Raw genomic sequence first — 17,624 nt, 5'->3', positions numbered from 1 at the left:
GTTTGGGCAGTCGGTGGAACGTCAGTGCTGCTGCATAGCATCTACGCCATGCGCGAGTTCTTCATGGTTGGTGGGCGAAGACTGTCGTATCTGGACTTCGGCGGTCCGGGTACTCCGCTTCTGGCCCTGCACGGGCACTACAACGAGGCGTCGGCGTTCGCGCCTCTGGCCGAGGCGCTGTCGCCGCAGTGGAGGGTGATCGCGCTCGATCAACGCGGGCACGGCGCGTCCGATCGTGCTTCGTGTTACGAACGGGCCGACTACATCGCTGATGTCGCCGCCTTCCACCGGCATCTGGGCATCGGGCCGGTGGCGGTGCTGGGGCACTCTCTGGGCGGGGTGAACGCCTACCAGTACGCCGCCCGGCAACCTGATCAGGTCTATGCGCTGATCGTCGAGGACATCGGTGCGGTCGTGGACAGCGACTGGCTGTTCACCCTGCGCTTGCCCAGGCATGCACCCTCACGCCAGGAGCTAGCGGCCGCGCTGGGCTCGACGGCTCCCTATCTGGAATGCGCCTTCCGCCGGTCGGCGGACGGCTGGAGGTTCTCGTTCGACATCGAGCACACGGTGGCGTCCCAGAAGGCACTCAACGGTGACCACTGGCAGGACTGGACGGCCGTAACCTGCCCCACTCTTCTGATCCGTGGAACGCACAGCGATGAGCTGTCAGCTTCCCACGCTCGCGAAATGATCACCCGCCGTGCCGGCAAGGCGCTCTTCGTCGAGCTGCCCGCCGGCCATGTCGTGCACCACGACGCTCCGGCCCGGTTCGCCAACGCTGTCGAGAGCTTTCTATCCGATCCAGGTAGCTCCCGGCAGGTCGCCGGAGAAGCAGTGCAGTAGCCGGGATACCGGTGTCAGCCGCCGCACTGGGCGAGCATCACCATCTTGTCCGAGGCCGTCACCGGGAGCTGGTACTTCTCCGCTACTTGCGCGAACCGCACCGCGTACGAGCAACGGATCGCCTTGTTCGGCGGCAGCCAGGACGCCGGGCCGGAGTCGCGCTTGGCGGAGTTCGTGGGGCCCGAGACCGGCAATAGGTTCAGCACGTCGTTGGCCAGCCGCCGCCGCTTCTCCTCGCTCCAGCGGGCGGCGCCCATCTGCCAGGCGTACGACAAGGGCACCACATGGTCGATCTGCACCTCGGTGGCCTTCGCCTTCTTCCAGGCTATGTCCTTGCCGGTGTACGGGTCGTACAGGTCCATCGAGACGACTACGCAGTCGGAACCAGAACGGAACCGGACGTTCTGGCCATGGAGTTTCAGCAAGTCGTTCCGCGTGTCACAACCGTTCCTCGCCAACGGCACCCCATCCGCCGTGTCCATCCACGCGTAGCCGAACTCATCGCGGTCGTAGCCCGTCTTCGGCCCCCGCCCCTTCGTGAACAACTCCTCGATGAGCCGGCGAGCCGTAGCCTTATCCGTCTCAGTTGTCACGGGCGCCAGCCCGGACTTCGTGCCGTCCGGGTTCTTGAGCGGGCTGACCGTCCGTCCGTCCGAAGCAGCCGATCCCGATCCCGTGGAAGACTCGTCTTCGCTGAGGCCCTCACACCCCGAAACGAGGAAGACGGCAGCCGCCGCCACCGCCATCGCGCGAAAGAAGCGCGCGCCCCCTGCTCCCTCGTGACTCATGTGCCTCTCAGTAAGCACAACCCACCACCCCCTGCGTGAGCTGCGCAAATGCCTCATTCACCCGGTGAATGATAGAGATAATCCGGGTGTCACACCCGTTCCTCGCCAGCGGCACCCCGTCGGCCGTGTCCATCCAGGCGTAACCGAACTTGTCCCGCTCGTAGCCGGTCCTCGGCCCCCGCCCCTTGGTGAGCAGCTGGTCGATGATCCGCCGGGCCGCGGCCTTGTCCGCGGCGGTCGTCACGGGCCCCAGGCCCGGCTTCGTACCGTCCGGGTTCTGCAGCGGACCCACCGCCCGCCCGTCCGGCGCCGCGCTCCGCTGTCCGCCCTCGGCCTGCCCGCCGCCGTCCCGCCCGCCGCGGTCCCGCCCGCCGCCGTCCCCGCCCCCGGACGAGCACCCGGCGACGGCCAGCAGCACGACAACGCCCGGAATCAGAACCTGCCCAAACCGTCTCTGCAACCCTCCGGCCTCCTTCGCGTATCTTTTCGCACAGACCGCCCACACGATAAGGACCCTGGATGGACACGGCTGCCGCAAGCCCGCCCGGCACCACCGCCGAGGGGGCGACCGCCGCCACCTTGGACCGCGCCCGGCCGGACGACACCCCGGCAGCCACGCTGCGCCACCCCCGTCTGGACCCGTACTGGCTGGCCGCGGCCTTCTTCGTGGCCTTCGCGGCCGTGTCGATCACCCGCTTCCGGCGGATGGCCAGCATGTCCTGGGACCTGGGCATCTTCGAGCAGGCGATACGCTCCTACGCCCACTTCCAGACCCCCGTCGCCGATCTCAAGGGCCCCGGCTTCAACATCCTCGGCGACCACTTCAGCCCCGTCACCGCCCTGCTCGCCCCGTTCTACCGGGTCTTCCCCACCCCCGTCACCCTGCTCGTCGCCCAGGCCGCCCTCTTCGCCGTCTCCACCATCCCCGTCACACGCGTCGCGGCCCATCTGCTGGGCCGGGGCCGGGGGCTGGCGATCGGCGTCGCGTACGGGCTGTCCTGGGGCGTCCAGCGGGCCGTCGACTTCGACTTCCACGAGATCGCCTTCGCCATGCCGCTGCTCGCCTTCTCCCTGGAGGCGGTGGTGCGCAGGCGCTGGTACGCGGCGATGCTGTGGGCCGCCCCGCTGGCCTTCGTCAAGGAGGACATGGGGGCCACGGTGGCCGCGATCGGCGCCGTGATCCTGATCCGCACCTGGCGGGAGCGCCCGCCGCGGATCGTCCCGCTCGCGGTCGGCCTCATCGGCTACGGCGTGCTCGCCTCCGCCCTCGCGCTCGGCGTGATCATCCCGAGCTTCAACGGCTCCGGCTCGTACGACTACTGGAACAAGGTCGGCAGCGGCGGCGAGCAGACCGGAACCATCCCCTTCGAGACCGCGGTGCGCACCCTGCTGTGGGTGCTGCTGCCCACCAGCGGCCTGCTCGCGCTGCGCTCCCCGCTGCTGCTGGCCGCCGTGCCCACCCTCGGCTGGCGCCTCGTCTCCCACGACGACCACTACTGGGGCACGGACTGGCACTACAGCGCGGTGCTGATGCCGATCGTCGCGCTCGCCCTCGTCGACGCCGTCGACCGCACCCGCGACAGCCACCGCCCCTGGCTCGCCTCCTACGCCCGGCAGCTGCCCGGCATGGTCGCCGCCGCGGCGCTGGCGCTGACCGCCTCACTGCCCCTGGAGAACCTCACCGACCCGGACTTCTACGACAAGCCGAAGGAGGTCACCGCGGTCGAGCGGCTGCTGGACCGGATACCGGACGGGGCGTCGGTCGAGGCCAATGTGGGGCCGATCAGCCGGCTCACCAGCCGCTGCCGGGTGCTGTGGGTCGGCAACACGCGCGATGTCGTGCCGGACTACATAGCCCTCCAGGAGCCGGAGCGCACGCCCCAGGACCTCGTCGAGTACGCGAAGCAGCTGCACCCGGACGCCCGGTACGCGTATCTCGGCTCCAGCGGGGGCTACTTCGTGCTCAAGCGGGCCGACGCGGCCTGAACCCCGGACACCTTCACCCTGGCACCTTCACCCCGTCATCGGCTTCGGGGCGATCAGCGCGAACGGCGCCCCCTGCGAGTCCTGGGCCACGGCCATCCGGCCCGCCACCATGTCGAAGGGCTCCCGGCACACCGTCCCGCCGGCCTCGGTCACCTTCGCCACGGTCTCGTCGGTGTCCGCGACCGCGAAGTAGACCAGCCAGTGCGCGGCCGCCTCGGGCGAGGCAGCTTCGCCCGGTTCGCCCAGCGGCTGCATCCCGCCCACCGGACGGCCCTTCACGGACAGCGAGAAGTAGTCCTCGGCGCCCTCCATCGGGGCGGTCTCGAACCCCAGCGCCGCCGCGTAGAAGGCGGCCGCCGCCTCGCGGTCGGTGGTGTTGAGCTCGTTCCAGATCAGGGCGCCCGGCTCGTTGACGATGCCCGCGCCGGGGAACTCCCGCGGCTCCCAGACGCCGAAGACGGCCCCGGTCGGATCGGCGGCCACCAGCATCCGCCCCAGGTTCATCACCTCCACGGCCGGGGTGAACGCGGTGCCCCCGTTGCGGGTGATCGCCTGAAGCGTGGCATCCGCGTCGGCGGAGGAGAAATACGTGGTCCACACGGGCGGCGGGGCGGGCTGGTCGCCCATCGCCTCGGCCGACATGATGCCGGCCACGGGTTTGCCCTTGAGGGTGCACAGCGCGTATCCGCCGGTCTCGGGCGGGCCGGCGCGGCCCTCCCAGCCGAAGACCTTGGCATAGAAGTCGAGGGCGGCCGCCTGGTCGGGGGCCACCACGTCGATCCAACAGGGGGTACCGGGCTGGTAGGGCTCGGTGACTTCGGGCATCGGCGCCTCCGGGTCGGGCCCAGGCCGTCGCGGCGGCCGGACGGAACACCCCCTCGGCCCATTGTCCCGTGGTGCGGCCGCGCCGCCACTCGACGCCGCACCACACGCCTGTCACCTCACCCCTGACCTCTCACTTCATCGATACCGCCCGCGCACCAACTTGAGAAACGACGGTCACAAGCGTGCGGCAGGATGCCCGGCATGATCGACTCCCAGGGGCAGCAGCCCTACGCACACCCGTACGCGCACCCGCCGCATCCGCAGCCCCAGCCACAGCCACACCCGCCGCAGCCCCAGCCGCCGCAGCCCCAGCCACCCGCCGTTCCCGAGCCCATCGGCGAGTTCCGCCGGTGGTTCTCGGCGGCCGTCGACAGCATGGTCGCGCTCATCGGCGGCCTGGCCCTCGCCGTGCGGCTCGTTCCCGCCCTCGGCGGGCCGAAGCCGTTCTGGGGCACCGTCCTCGCCGGCGTGTTCGGGCTGTCGTTGCTCCACCATGTGCTGGGGCCCTGGGTCTTCCGGACGACGATCGGCAAATTCCTGTTCCTCGCCCGGGTGGTGCGCGAAGCGGACGGCGGACGGCCGCGCTTCTGGCAGGCCGTCGCGCGCTGGGCGTACGGGCTGACCTGGCTTCCGATGCAGCCGCTGCGGAGTCTGATCGGGGCGGACGGCGACCCGTACGAGGACGCCTGCGGGCTGCGCTACGTACGCGCCAAGGACCTGCGGCACTGACGGCCCCACCGGTCTCCGGCAGCCTGAGCCGGGCCCTCAGACGGCCCGCTCGGTGATCTTCACCTTCCCCTTCTCGATCGTGGCCAGGCGCGGGGCGCGGCGGGCGAGGGCGCTGTCGTGGGTGACCATCACAAACGTCAGGCCGTGCTTCTCCCACAGCCCCTCGAGCAGGGTCATGATCTCGTCGCGCATCGACTCGTCCAGGTTGCCGGTCGGCTCGTCGGCGAGCAGCACCTTGGGGCGCTTGACCAGCGCGCGGGCGATCGCCACGCGCTGCTGCTGGCCCCCGGACATCTCGCCGGGCAGATGCCCGAGCCGCTCGCCGAGCCCGACCGACTCCAGCGCCTCGGCGGCGCGCCCACGCCGCTCGGCGGCCTTGACGCCCAGGGGGACCAGGGCGGTCTCCACGTTCTCCTGCGCGGTGAGCGTGGGGATCAGATTGAAACTCTGGAAGACGAAGCCGATGTTCTCGGATCTGACCCTGGTCAGTCTGGCCTCGCTGAGCGAGGCCAGATCGACGCCGTCGAGTTCGACCGTGCCGGAGGTGGGGCGGTCCAGGCCGCCGAGCATCTGCAGCAGGGTGGTCTTGCCGCCGCCGGTGGGGCCCTGGATCACCAGGCGGCCGCCGTCCTCGATGGTCAGGTCCACGTCGGCGAGGGCGTCGACGGTGTCCTTGCCGCGCCGGTAGCGCTTGGTGACGCCGCTGAGCTGGTACATGGGGTGACTCCGTAAGTTGTTGGGCGGCCCGGGAGGGCCGGGTGTGGCGGATGCCGGGCTACTCGACGCGGCGCAGCGCGTCCGCCGGGCGCAGCCGCGAGGCGCGCCAGCCGCCGAAGCCGCCCGCCACGAGCCCGCCCGCGACGGCGAGGCCGACCGCGAGCGCGATGGTGGCCGCGCTGACGGGGGCGGTGAGCGCCACGTCCAGGGTCTTGGCCGCGGCCTGGCGCATCCCGCCGCCCATGCCGCCGCCGGGGCCACCGCCGCCCGGCCCGCCGCCCATGCCCGGGCCGCTGCCGGAGGAGCCCAGCTGGGCGGTGAGGCTGGGGCTGATCGCGGTCACCGCGTAGGCGCCGGCGAGGCCGAGCGCGATCCCGAGCGCGCCGCCGAGCAGACCGTTGACGAGGGCCTCGCCCACGACCTGGCGGGTGACCCGGCCGCTCTTCCAGCCCAGCGCCTTGAGCGTGCCGAACTCCCGCACCCGGCGGCTGACCGCCGAGGAGGTGAGCAGCCCGGCGACCAGGAAGGCGGCTGCCAGGACGGCGATGGACAGCCACTTGCCGACGTTGGAGGCGAGGTCGGAGGCGGTGGAGAGGGAGCCGGAGACGGTGTCGGCGAGGTCGGCCGAGGTGGTGACCGTGGTGCCGGAGACGTTCTTCTGGATGGCCGACTTGACGTTGTCGATCCGCTGGGAGTCGGACACCTTGACGTAGACGGTGGTGACCTTGTTCTTGGAGTCGGAGAGGGTCTGCGCCCGCTTGAGGGGGATGTAGACGTTGGCGGCGGCCGAACCGCTGTCGGCGGTCGCGACCCCGATGACCTCGAACTTGGTGCCGGAGATGGTGACGTTGTCGCCCAGCGCCAGCTTCTTCTCCTTGGCGTACGAGCTGTCGACGACCGCGACCTTGGCATCGCTCTGCGCGCTGGTGAAGCCCTTGCCCTTGCTGATCTTGGAGGAGGTCAGCGGGCCGAGGCCGAGGTGGGCCACGTCGACCCCGTAGACGGAGAAGGAGTTGACGTCGAACTGGGCGCCGCCGCCCTCGACCTGCCCCTGCGGCCCGCCGCCGCCCTCGCCGCCGGGGCCGCCCTGCCGGTTGCCTCCGGCGTTCGGGTCCTGCTTGAACTGGCCCCGCTGGAACTGCCCGCTGACCTTCAGGACCTGCAGATTCAGCCCGCCGACCGCGTCGGCGACCCCGCCCTGCTTCCCGATCTTGGTCACGGTCGCGGCGGACAGGGTCTGGAAGCCCTGCACCATCACCCGGTCGCTGCTCTGCTCCTTGTCGTCGTCGCTGTCGCGGGCGTCGAATTCGAAGCGGGGGCGCGAGTTCTGGTCGTTGCCGGAGGGCGCCTGGCGGGCCTTGGTGACGGTCATGTCGGTGCCCAGGCCGTACAGCGACTCCAGCACCTTGCCCTGGGCGCGCTCCATGCCGGAGGACACCGAGGTGACGACGATGACGAGCGCGATGCCCAGTGCCAGACCCGAGGCGACGACGAGCGCCGCCTTTCTACGGCGGCGCAACTCGCGCCGGAGGTAGGTGAAGAACATGGCGCGAAGGTAGGGGCGCCGTGTGATGAGCGGATAAGGACAGCATGAGAGCGGCCTTAAGAAAGCCGACGGGCGGCGGCCGGCCGGGAGAGGGCCGACCGCCGCCCGGGGGCGGGAGTCAGAGGGTGCGTCAGGCGCCGGTGGCGCTGCCCGCGACCCACTCGTTCCAGCTCATGTTCCATCCGTTCAGGCCGTTGTCCGGCGAGACGGTCTTGTCCTTCGAGTTCTTCACGATGACGACGTCACCGATCTGCGACTCGTTGTAGAACCAGGAGCCGTCGGTGCCCTGGTCGTTCCCGCCCTTGGTGTCCGACAGACCCACACAGCCGTGGCTGGTGTTGACGGCGCCGAAGATGGACTTGGCGCCCCAGTAGTTGCCGTGGATGAAGGTGCCCGAGGTGGTCAGGCGCATGGCGTGCGGCACGTCCTTGATGTCGTACTCGCCCTTGCCGTCACTGTCCGTGAAGCCGACCGTCGCCCCGTTCATCCGGGTCTCCTTGAACTTCTCGGAGATCACCATCTGACCGTTGTACGTCGTGTTGTCCGGGCTGCCGGCCGAGATCTTGATGGTCTTGAACAGCTTGCCGTCGCGCACGACCTTCATGGTCTTGGCCTCGGCGTCGACCGTGGAGACCTGGGAGCGGCCGATCTTGAAGGTGACGGTCTTCTCCTGGACGCCCTTCACCCCGGGCGAGCCCTCGACGCCGTCGAGGTCCAGCTTCAGGGTGACGGTCGAGTTGGCCTTCCAGTAGTCCTGTGGCCGGAAGTCCAGGCGCTGGCCGCCGAACCAGTGGCCGACCACCTGCTGACCGCTGCTGGAGCTCACGGTGATGTGCGACTGGACGGCCTTCTTGTCGCTGATCGCCTTGTCGAAGTTGATCGACACGGGCATGCCGACGCCGACCGTCGAGCCGCTCTCCGGCGTGAAGTTGCCGATGAAGCTGTTGGTCGGCGAGACGGTGGTGAAGGAGGAGTTCTCGGTCGCCTTGCGGCCCTTGGAGTCCTCGGCCGTCGCGGCGATCTTGTACTGGGTGGACCGCTCCAGCTGCCCGCTCGGCTTCCAGGACTTCATGTCGGGCGATATGGAGCCGGGCACCTTGGTGCCGGTCGCCGCCGCGGTCATGGTCACGTCCTTGAGCTTGCCGCCGCTGACGGTGACCTTGGTGTCGCTGTTGATGCCCGCGTTGGTCGCCCCGGCCTTGGGCGTGATCTTGATGTGGGCTTCCGACGCGTCCTTGGCGGCCGCCTCGTCCACCTGCGACTGGGACTTGTCGCCGCCGGCGTTGTTCTTGTCGCCGTCGCTGCCGCCCTTGTCGTCCCCACCACACGCCGCGAGGGTCAGTACTCCGCTGAGCACAGCGGCCGCGGCCACCAGCCCCCTACGGCGCTTGCCGTCCGTCATCACACGCTTCTCCATTGATCTGGACCAAGAAACCCCGGACCTATCCGACAAGAACGCCTGTACCTTTTGGCCGGTTCCTCGCACAGTAAAACTGTGCGGAAGGCCACTTAGCAAAGGCGCCGGTCAAGCCCCTGGCCCGACCGGGGTACCCAGCACCCATGCGGCGCAGTCGTCTCGTCCCCTCTTATCCTCCAGGACGCTGGCGCCCCGAACTCCGTTCCACTCCGGCGCGTCGGGCTCGCGGATCTCCCGGAACTGCCGGGACCAAAACTGTGCAAAGCATTACAAAATATGACGTCTCAGGACTGCCCATACGACGGAGGGTATGCCTCTGGGCGCTCTCGCTTCCGCGCGACCCGCAGTTGTCACTACGATCGGACGCACGGGGCCAATTCACCGCAGCCTCAAGGAGGATGCCGTTGTCCGCACGCCGACCGCTGCTGACCGCCGCCGCCGCCGGCTCGCTGCTGTGCGCCCTGTGGTTCGTCCCGTCCGCGAAGGCCACCGTCGAGCACGACGGGCAGGCCCCCGCCGGACAGACGAGGGCCCAGCCCGCCTCCGGCGAGAACCTGGCCGACACCGGCAGCGTGGATGTCACCCCCTACCTGGTCGGCGGCACCGCCTTCCTGGGGCTCGGGGTCGCCATGGTGACCGCCTCAGTCCGCCGCACGCGGCCGGAGGCGTACTAGGGCGCCGGAGGCGCACCAGCGCTTACGCCCGCCCAGGCGGTACCAGGACACCCTTCAGGACACCCACCAGGGCAGGCCCTCAGGCCAGCGGCCCGGTGACCTGCTGCACCGTCTCCGCCAGCTGCCCCGACCGTACGAACGCGTCCGCGGCCGCCAGGTCCGGCGCCAGATAGCGGTCCGCCCCCGGGCCCTCGACGCCCGCCCGGCGCACCGCCGCCAGCACCGCCCGGCTCGCGGGGGCCGGCGTCAGCCCCTCCCGCAGCTCGATCGCGCGGGTGGCCGCGACCAGCTCGACCGCGAGCACCCGGGTCAGGTTGTCCACCGCCGTCCGCAGCTTGCGCGCCGCCGACCAGCCCATCGAGACATGGTCCTCCTGCATCGCCGAGGACGGGATGGAGTCGACGGAGGCGGGCACCGCCAGCCGCTTCAGCTCGCTCACCAGCGCCGCCTGGGTGTACTGCGCGATCATCAGCCCCGAGTCCACGCCCGCGTCCCCGGCCAGGAACGGCGGCAGGCCGTGCGAGCGGTTCTTGTCCAGCAGCCGGTCGGTGCGGCGCTCGGCGATCGAGGCGAGGTCGGCCACGGCGACGGCGAGGAAGTCCAGGACGTAGGCGACGGGCGCCCCGTGGAAGTTGCCGTTGGACTCCACCCGGCCGTCCGGCAGCACCACCGGGTTGTCCACGGCGGAGGCCAGCTCGCGGTCGGCGACCAGCCGGGCGTGCGCGAGCGTGTCCCGGCCCGCGCCCGCGACCTGGGGCGCACAGCGGACCGAGTAGGCGTCCTGGACCCGCGGCGCGTCGTCCTGATGGTGTCCGGTGAGGCCCGATCCGGCCAGCACCCGCAGCATGTTGTCCGCGCTCGCCGCCTGCCCCGGGTGCGGCCGGATGGCGTGCAGCTCGGGCGCCAGCACCCGGTCGGTGCCCAGCAGCGCCTCCAGCGACAGCGCGGCCGTCACATCGGCGACGGTGAACAGCCGCCCCAGGTCCTCGCAGGCCATGAGGAGCATGCCCAGCATTCCGTCCGTGCCGTTGAGCAGCGCGAGCCCTTCCTTCTCGCGCAGCTCGACCGGCTCTATGCCGTGCTCGGCCAGCAGCTCGCCGGCCGGGCGCAGCACTCCGTCCGGCCCCTCGGCCTCGCCCTCGCCGATCAGCGTCAGCGCACAGTGCGACAGCGGCGCGAGGTCGCCGGAGCAGCCCAGTGAGCCGTACTCGTGCACCACCGGCGTGATCCCCGCGTTGAGGATGGCGGCCATGGTCCGTACGACCACCGGGCGCACGCCGGTGCGGCCCGAGGCGAGCGTCTTCAGCCGCAGGAACATCAGCGCGCGCACCACCTCGCGCTCGACCCGCGGCCCCATGCCGGCGGCGTGCGAGCGCACGATGTTGCGCTGGAGCTGGACGCGGAGGTCGGGGCTGATGTGGCGGACGGCGAGGGCACCGAAGCCGGTGGAGACGCCGTAGACGGGCTCGGGCTTGGCAGCGAGGTCGTCGATGGTCCGGCGGGAGGCGGCGACGGCGGCCAGGGCCTCCTCGGACAGCTCGATCCGCGCCCCGTCGCGCGCGACGGCGATCACATCGGCAGCGGTCGTCCCGGAGGCGCCCAGCACCACAGAATGCATATCCATATTCAGGAACCCTAGATAGTGAATCCCCATCTGTCACCCGCCCCCGGACCGGCCCCGGGGCTCTCGTTAGAGGCGGCGCCGGGCTCTCGCTAAAGGCGGCCCCGGAAACGACGGCGCTCGGGCGCCCGGGCCGAGCTGTCCGAGGCCGCGCTGTCGGCCAGCCGCACCACCGGGTCCTCGGGGCCGCCCTCCCGCCCCGCGACCACCGGCTTCGCCGAGCGGGCGGCCTTCGCCCGGTACTGGGCGGCGTCCGCCAGCCGGAACAGCCGGCGGGCGGTGTGTACGGGGCCGATGGGATCGCCCGTCGAGGCGACCCCGCACGCGACCCCCTCGCCCATCTCCAGCTCGGCGGCCCTGCGGCACAGCTCATCGGCCACCCGCACCACCTCGTCCGCCGAAGGACCGACCTCCACGAGACAGAACTCATCGCCCCCCAGCCGGGCCGCCAGGGCCCCCGGGAGCATGGCGCCGCACAGCGAGAGCACCGAGCCGAAACGTTCCAGCAGCCGGTCGCCCACCGCGTGTCCCAGCATGTCGTTGACCTGCTTGAGCCCGTTGAGGTCGCACATCACCAGGCTCACCACCGAGCCGTCCCGGCGGTGCGCCTCCAGCGCCTCGTCCAGCCGTATGTCCACCGCCCGGCGGTTGCCGAGCCCGGTCAGCGGGTCGGTGAAGGCCAGCCTGCGGGCCTCCTCCAGCCGCTCGGTCTGCGCGATCCCGGCGGCGGTCACCGCGGCCAGGACGGTCGCGAAGTCCGCGTCCGCCCGGCCGAACACCGGCTCCCCGGCCCGCCGCGCCACATACAGCTCGCCCCACGCCCGCCCGTGCAGCACGATCGGCGCGACCACACAGCTGCCCCGCCCGCGCCGCCGCAGCGCCGCCACCCGCCCAGGGCTGACGCCGCGCAGCGCCCCCGCCGCGCCCGCAGCCGCAGCCGGTCCCAGGTCCGAGCCCAGGCCGGCTCCGTCCGGCCCGGCGGCCACCTGCACCCAGGCGTGCGGCTCCCCGCCCCGCGCCCACTGCTCATGCAGAAACTCGGTGATCTCGGGGAACTCATGCACCGGATAGAACTCGTCCTCGGGGAACTCCTCCTCCCCCGCGGCCCGTTCCCCGCTGTTGACCAGCACTCGCAGCCGCCCCAGCTCCCGCTCCCACACCGAGACCGCCGCGAAGCTCCCGCCCAGCGCGCGGCGCGCGGCCTCCGCCGCGGACCGCACCGCCCCACGCGGGGTGGGCGCGGCCGCCATCGACTGCGCCAGTCCCACCACGGCCTTCAGCCGCGCATCACCCTCGCCCGTCACCACGCCTCGCATTCCCCTGCCGCGCACACCGCACAGTCCAGCGTAGGAATGTTCGGCGAATTCCGCCTTGTCCCGTCCCGGGTTATTCGCCGGGCCAGTTCGGTGTGCGCTTTTCGTTGAAGGCCGCCACGCCCTCCGCCCGGTCTCCGGAGAAGGCCACCGACCGCCACGCCGCGTCCTCGACCTCGAGCCCTGCCCGCAGATCCAGTCCGTAGCCGACCCGCAGCGCCCGCTTGGCCGCCCGCAGCCCGACCGGTGAGTTCGCGGCGATCCGCCGGGCCAGCTCAAGCGCCTCGGTACGGTCCTCCCCGTCTGCCACCAGCCGGTCGACGAGGCCCAGCTCGCGGGCCTCCTGCGCGGCCACCCGCCGCGCCGTGAAGATCAGCTCGGCGGCGCGCGCGGCCCCCACCCGGCGGGGCAGCAGCTGAGTGCCGCCCCCGCCCGGGATCACCCCGACCGAGACCTCGGGCAGCCCGACCACCGCCGTGCCGTCCGCGACGATCAGGTCACAGGACAGGGCCAGCTCGAAGCCGCCCCCCAGCGCGTAGCCGTGCACGGCGGCCACCGTCGGCACCGGCAGCTCCAGCACCCCGGTGTAGGCGGCGCGCGCCAGCGGGCGCTGCCGCCCCAGCTCGGCGTCGCTCAGGGAGTTCCGCTCCTTGAGGTCCGCGCCGACGCAGAACGCCCGCTCGTGCGTGGAGGACAGCACCACGGCCCGTACGGACCCGTCCTCGGCCAGGGCGGCGCACGCCTGGGCGATGCTCCGTGCCATCCCCGTGGAGACGGCGTTCATGGCCTTCGGCCGGTCCAACACCAGCTCGGCCACGAAGCCTTCCCGCCGGACCGCGACCCACTCGCCGTACCGCTGCTCACTCACACGACCCTCCCGGTTAACGACCGTGAACACGTCGGGACGGATCATCGCAGCCCGCGCCGCCCCCGGCCAGTGGAGGCCGGGGGGCGACAAGCCGCCGGTCAGTCGCCGATCACTTGCGCGAGCGCCGCCACCTGGCCAGGAAGGCCAGCACGCCGGTCGGCTTCGGCTTGGCCGCTTCCGCGTCCGCCGGAGCGCTGACGAGCTCCACCGCGGCCGTCCCCTCCGCGCCCGGCACAGCCGGCGGGGCGGGCGGGAGGACCCCCGGGGCAGAAGCCGGGGCAGGGGCCGCCGGGGCAGGAGCCGGAGCCGGGGCAGGGGCCGCCGGCTCGGGCACGGCGTCCCACTCCGCGCTCTTGGGCGGCTCACCGACCGGTGCGAACCGAACGGGGAGCTCGAACAGCCCGCGTCCGTAGATCCCGGGCCGCCACTGGAGCTTCTCGGCGTCGACGGCCAGCTCGATGTCCGGGAGGCGGTCCAGCAGCTTCTCGATGGCCGCGGTCGCGATCAGCCGCGCCTGGCTACGGCCGGAGCAGGTGTGCTGCCCGGCGCTGAAGGCCAGGTGGGCCCGGTTTCCCTGCTTGTACTGGGAGGAGTGCAGGGCGTCCTGGTTGCCCCCGGCGAAGCTGATCACCACGGGCTCGCCCGCGCGCAGCCGGGTCCCGCTGATCGTGACGTCCCGCAGCGGGAAGTGCACCGCCAGATTGGCCAGCGGCGGGTCGGTCCACAGCACCTCGTCGAGGGCGTCCTCGACGAGCATGCCCCCGCCCGCGAGGTCCCCCGCGAAGCGCTCGTCGGTCATCAGCAACCGCAGGGCGTTGCTGATCAGGCTGGGCACCGGCTCGCTGCCCATGCCCATCAGCAGCAGCAGCTGCTCGACCAGTTCCTCGTCGTCCAGCCGCGCCGAGTGGGCGATCAGCCAGGAGGTGACGTCCGCCCCCGGCTCGGTCCGCTTGCGCCCGATCAGGTCCCGCAGCGCCGCGTCCACGGCCTGGGCCGCGGCCACCGGGTCCCGCCCGTCCAGCAGCCCCGCCATGGCCGCGAACAGCCGGTCCGCGATGTCCTTCGGGCAGCCGAAGAGCTCGCCGATGACCAGCATCGGCAGCAGCGCGCAGTACTCGGCGATCACGTCGGCCCGGCCCGCCGCGCTGAACTGGTCGATCAGCGAGTCGGCTATGTGCTCCACATAGCCGCGCAGCGCCCCCGGGTCGATCCGGCTCATGCTGTCGTCGATGGCGCTGCGCAGCCGCCGGTGCGCCTCCCCGTCCACCCAGCCGGCCTGGGCCCGGGGCCTGATCAGCTGTGCGGCGTGGGTGGTCTCGGGCACCCGGCCCTCGGTCATCGCCCGCCAGTTCCGCGGGTCCTTGGAGAACGTCTCGGGCCGCCGCATGATCTCCAGCGCCGTCTCGTAGCCGACGCACAGCACGGCCGTGACGCCTGGGTCCAGTTCCACGGGCGCGAGCGGGCCGTGGGTCTCGCGCAGTCTTTTGTAGACGGCGTACGGATCCTGGGAGAACTCGGGCGAGTAGAGCGGCTCGGCTCCGGTGCCGCCCGCGTGCGCCGGGCAGCCCGGCGGGGGAACGGCAGTCGGCTGAGGGACCGATTCGTAAGGCTGGCTCACAGTGCTCCTGGCTTCTGTCTTCGGTACAGGGCCGACAGCGCGAGGGCATCGAGCGCAGGGCTCGCCTGGGATCGACAAGATCCACTCGCATCGCGCGCAGGTAGGCTAGCGCGAGACGGCGGGGATGCACCCCGGCCTTCCACGAAGTGGCACAGGAACTGCGCACACCAGTACGCAGTTCCTTAGTACGCAGAACCATAAGCGGCGCCGGACCGTCCCCGGCGGCGCCCGACCATCCCCAGCCCGCCACCCGGCGCGCCGCCGCCGGGCTCAGCCCCGCCGGGTCAGCAGCCAGGGCTCCACGACCCCCAGCCCACGCACCGCCCGCTGCCAGGTGGGCTGGAGCGCGAAGCGGTACGAGGGCGGCTCCTCGCCCTCCTTCTCCGCGGCGGCCGCCTCCTCAGCGGCCTCGGCCTCCGACACCGGGGCCGCCCGCAGCCGCCCCAGCTCCTCCGCGAACGCGCCGTCCACTAGGACCGCGTTCTTCGGGGCTATGGAGGTCAGCCGACTGGCCAGGTTCACCGTCGTGCCGAAGACATCGCCCATCCTGGTCGTGACGGTCCCGAAGGCCATCCCGACCCGCAGCTCGGGCATCGTCTCGTCGTGGGTCAGCGTCTCGATCAGCCGCAGCCCGATCTCGGCGGCGATGCTCGCGTCGTCGGCCGCGTACAGCACCTCGTCGCCCAGCGTCTTGATCAGCCGCCCGCCGTGCGCGGCCACCAGGTCGGCGGCCGTGGTCTCGAAGGCCTCGACCAGCTCGCCGAGTTCCTCCTCTTCCAGCCGCCGGGTCAGCCGGGTGAAGCTCACCAGGTCCGCGAAGCCCACCGCCAGCCGCCGGTCGACCATCTCCGCGTCGTCCGCCGTCTGCACCACGCGGCCCGTCGCGGCCGCCAGCTGCCGCCGGTAGACGTAGACCAGGAACTCCTCCAGCTCCGGCAGCAACAGCTCCACCAGCGGGTAGGCGATCTCGGTGCGCGTCATGCCGGTCTCGTGCGGCTCGGTGAGCCCCTCCAGGAAGGAGTCGATCTGCCAGTCGGCCAGCCGGGCCGTGGTCTGTCCCGTCGACCGCGCCACCTGGATGGCCATCGGCTCGCTCAGCAGCCCCGCTTCCACCAGGCCGGCCAGCCGCCGCAGCGCCAGCACGTCCGCCTCCGTGAGCGCCTTGGCCTGGCCGATGTCGGCGAAGCCCATGGCCCGCCAGAAACGCGTGGCCAGCTCCACGGAGACCCCTGCGCTGCGGGCCGCCTGGAAGGGGGTGTACTGCCGCTCCGCCCCGAGGATCAGCTGCTCGAGCCGTAGCGAGAGGGGGTCCAGCTCGATCTCGCCGGCACCCGCCACGATGTCCGCGCCGACCGCCATCTCGTCGTCGGCCGCAACCTCGTCGTCGGCCGCAACCTCGTCACCGGCCGTCGCCTCGTCACCGACCGCGCCTTCGTCGGCGGCCGCGTCCCGGGCTCCGGCCTCCTGAGCCGCGCCGGAATCCCTGTCGTCGGCGGTCACCGGCGGCCCCCTGTCCGATCCCTGCGCACTGCCCTTCCGTTCCCTCTTCCGGTTCGGTTCCGGCCCACGGCCGCCCCGAACTGGGCGGACCGCCACAACGATACGTCAGGTGTGCCCTAGCTCACTCTCCCCTGCGAAGCTGGGAAAACTCTTTGCTCAGGGGCGCAAAAATTCTCGCGGATCTCTGCTTGCCCGCTGCCCGCGAGCTATGGCGTGGCGCGCAGATGCACGATGTCCCCGGCGGAGACCGGCTCCTGCACGCCCCCCTCGGTGGCGAGCACCAGCCGTCCGTCGCCGTCGATCGCGACCGCCTCGCCGACGCGCTCCCCGCCGCCGGGCAGCTCGGCGCGCACCCTACGGCCCAGGGTGGCGCACCCCGCCGCGTACGTCTCCTGCAACCCGCACGGCCCGGGGTCGCCCCCGAACCTGCGCCACTCCCCGTACCACTCCTCGATCGACCGCAGCACCGCGCGCAGCAGCGGGTCGCGGTCGGTGGAGACGGCGCCCGCGAGCGCCAGCGACCCGGCCGTGGGCACGGGCAGCTCGTCGGCGCGCAGCGAGATGTTCAGGCCGACGCCGATGACCACCGCGTCGCCGGTCCGCTCGGCCAGGATCCCGCCGAACTTCCGCTCCTCCTCCCCGACCGTCACCAGCAGGTCGTTCGGCCACTTCAGCCCGGTGTCCACGCCCGCCGTCCGGGAGAGCGCCCCGGCGGTGGCGACCCCGGCGAGCAGCGGCAGCCACCCCCACCGCTCGGTGGGCACCCCGGCGGCGCCCGGCCGCAGCAGCACCGAGAAGAACAGCCCGGAGCGGGGCGGGGCAGTCCAGGTGCGGTCCAGCCGGCCGCGCCCGGCGGTCTGTTCCTCGGCGATGAGCACCGCGCCCTCCGGGGCCCCCGCGGCCGCCCGGGTGACCAGGTCGGTGTTGGTCGAGCCGGTCGCCTGCACCACGTCGAGCTCGGTCCACAGCCGACCGGGGCGCACCAGCGCGCGGCGCAGCGCGGCGGCGACCAGCGGGGGACGTTCCAGGTCGGACCAGCGGCCGCCGGGGCCGCCCGGGGTTCCCGGGCTCCCCGGGGTGTCAGAAGGCGTCACAGGGGCCAGCCTAAGGTCAGGAGGTGTGGCCAACGACGCAGTGCCCGCATACTGTCCCGCCGATACGCTACGTGCCAGTAGC

General features: G+C 71.9%; 16 protein-coding genes. 4 read left to right on the top strand and 12 right to left on the bottom strand.

Annotated features, from left to right (window positions below; genetic code table 11):
* Positions 1-48 precede the first annotated feature (48 nt).
* Entirely contained in the window at positions 49-846 is a 798-nt protein-coding gene (locus ACWY4P_RS31505; RefSeq protein WP_456203859.1) for an alpha/beta fold hydrolase, read from the top strand.
* Between the two features lie 14 nt (positions 847-860).
* On the opposite strand, the gene ACWY4P_RS31500 is transcribed toward ACWY4P_RS31505, so the two are convergent.
* Both ACWY4P_RS31500 and ACWY4P_RS31495 read right to left on the bottom strand, forming a co-directional pair.
* Positions 861-1,592: an HNH endonuclease family protein gene (locus tag ACWY4P_RS31500; RefSeq protein ID WP_456213126.1), complete on the bottom strand. Its 732-nt coding sequence runs from the start codon at positions 1,590-1,592 to the stop codon at positions 861-863.
* A 49-nt stretch (positions 1,593-1,641) separates the two neighbouring features.
* A complete protein-coding gene (locus tag ACWY4P_RS31495) occupies positions 1,642-2,094 on the bottom strand; it encodes a hypothetical protein (protein WP_456203857.1) in 453 nt (150 codons plus the stop codon).
* Positions 2,095-2,153: 59 nt separating this feature from the next.
* Here ACWY4P_RS31495 and ACWY4P_RS31490 point away from each other — a divergent pair, with 59 nt between their 5' ends.
* A complete protein-coding gene (locus ACWY4P_RS31490) occupies positions 2,154-3,620 on the top strand; it encodes a DUF2079 domain-containing protein (protein WP_456203856.1) in 1,467 nt (488 codons plus the stop codon).
* Positions 3,621-3,647: 27 nt separating this feature from the next.
* Here ACWY4P_RS31490 and ACWY4P_RS31485 read toward each other — a convergent pair whose 3' ends face one another.
* Complete coding sequence (locus tag ACWY4P_RS31485; RefSeq protein ID WP_456203855.1) at positions 3,648-4,445, bottom strand: VOC family protein; 798 nt, start codon at positions 4,443-4,445, stop codon at positions 3,648-3,650.
* Positions 4,446-4,646: 201 nt separating this feature from the next.
* Here ACWY4P_RS31485 and ACWY4P_RS31480 point away from each other — a divergent pair, with 201 nt between their 5' ends.
* Entirely contained in the window at positions 4,647-5,174 is a 528-nt protein-coding gene (locus ACWY4P_RS31480; protein WP_456203854.1) for an RDD family protein, read from the top strand.
* Between the two features lie 36 nt (positions 5,175-5,210).
* On the opposite strand, the gene ACWY4P_RS31475 is transcribed toward ACWY4P_RS31480, so the two are convergent.
* From ACWY4P_RS31475 to ACWY4P_RS31465, 3 genes are all read right to left on the bottom strand, one after another.
* Complete coding sequence (locus ACWY4P_RS31475) at positions 5,211-5,891, bottom strand: ABC transporter ATP-binding protein (RefSeq protein ID WP_456203853.1); 681 nt, start codon at positions 5,889-5,891, stop codon at positions 5,211-5,213.
* Positions 5,892-5,949: 58 nt separating this feature from the next.
* Positions 5,950-7,437 carry an ABC transporter permease gene (locus tag ACWY4P_RS31470; RefSeq protein WP_456203852.1) on the bottom strand — a complete coding sequence of 496 codons (1,488 nt, stop codon included), beginning with the start codon at positions 7,435-7,437 and terminating at the stop codon, positions 5,950-5,952.
* A gap of 130 nt (positions 7,438-7,567) precedes the next feature.
* Positions 7,568-8,854 (bottom strand): L,D-transpeptidase, encoded by a 1,287-nt coding sequence (locus ACWY4P_RS31465; protein WP_456203851.1) that lies wholly within the window; start codon positions 8,852-8,854, stop codon positions 7,568-7,570.
* 404 nt (positions 8,855-9,258) lie between these two features.
* On the opposite strand from ACWY4P_RS31465, the gene ACWY4P_RS31460 reads away from it, so the two are divergent.
* A complete protein-coding gene (locus ACWY4P_RS31460; protein ID WP_456203850.1) occupies positions 9,259-9,528 on the top strand; it encodes a hypothetical protein in 270 nt (89 codons plus the stop codon).
* 79 nt (positions 9,529-9,607) lie between these two features.
* Here the strand turns inward: ACWY4P_RS31460 and hutH are convergent, their stop codons facing one another.
* The 6 genes from hutH to ACWY4P_RS31430 form a co-directional block, all read right to left on the bottom strand.
* Positions 9,608-11,152 (bottom strand): histidine ammonia-lyase, encoded by a 1,545-nt coding sequence (gene hutH / locus ACWY4P_RS31455; protein WP_456203849.1) that lies wholly within the window; start codon positions 11,150-11,152, stop codon positions 9,608-9,610.
* A gap of 89 nt (positions 11,153-11,241) precedes the next feature.
* Positions 11,242-12,465, bottom strand: coding sequence for a diguanylate cyclase domain-containing protein (locus tag ACWY4P_RS31450; protein WP_456213125.1), 1,224 nt, complete (start codon positions 12,463-12,465; stop codon positions 11,242-11,244).
* 70 nt (positions 12,466-12,535) lie between these two features.
* Positions 12,536-13,330 carry an enoyl-CoA hydratase/isomerase family protein gene (locus tag ACWY4P_RS31445; RefSeq protein WP_456203848.1) on the bottom strand — a complete coding sequence of 265 codons (795 nt, stop codon included), beginning with the start codon at positions 13,328-13,330 and terminating at the stop codon, positions 12,536-12,538.
* A 109-nt stretch (positions 13,331-13,439) separates the two neighbouring features.
* Positions 13,440-14,948: a cytochrome P450 gene (locus tag ACWY4P_RS31440; protein ID WP_456203847.1), complete on the bottom strand. Its 1,509-nt coding sequence runs from the start codon at positions 14,946-14,948 to the stop codon at positions 13,440-13,442.
* 270 nt (positions 14,949-15,218) lie between these two features.
* Positions 15,219-16,307 (bottom strand): adenylate/guanylate cyclase domain-containing protein, encoded by a 1,089-nt coding sequence (locus tag ACWY4P_RS31435; protein WP_456213124.1) that lies wholly within the window; start codon positions 16,305-16,307, stop codon positions 15,219-15,221.
* A 347-nt stretch (positions 16,308-16,654) separates the two neighbouring features.
* Entirely contained in the window at positions 16,655-17,542 is an 888-nt protein-coding gene (locus tag ACWY4P_RS31430) for a biotin--[acetyl-CoA-carboxylase] ligase (protein WP_456203846.1), read from the bottom strand.
* Positions 17,543-17,624: the final 82 nt, after the last annotated feature.

The sequence above is a fragment of the Streptomyces sp. LZ34 genome (assembly GCF_053890475.1).
The sequence above is the reverse complement of the archived record's forward strand: the minus strand, read 5'-3'. Positions and strand labels throughout refer to the sequence as shown.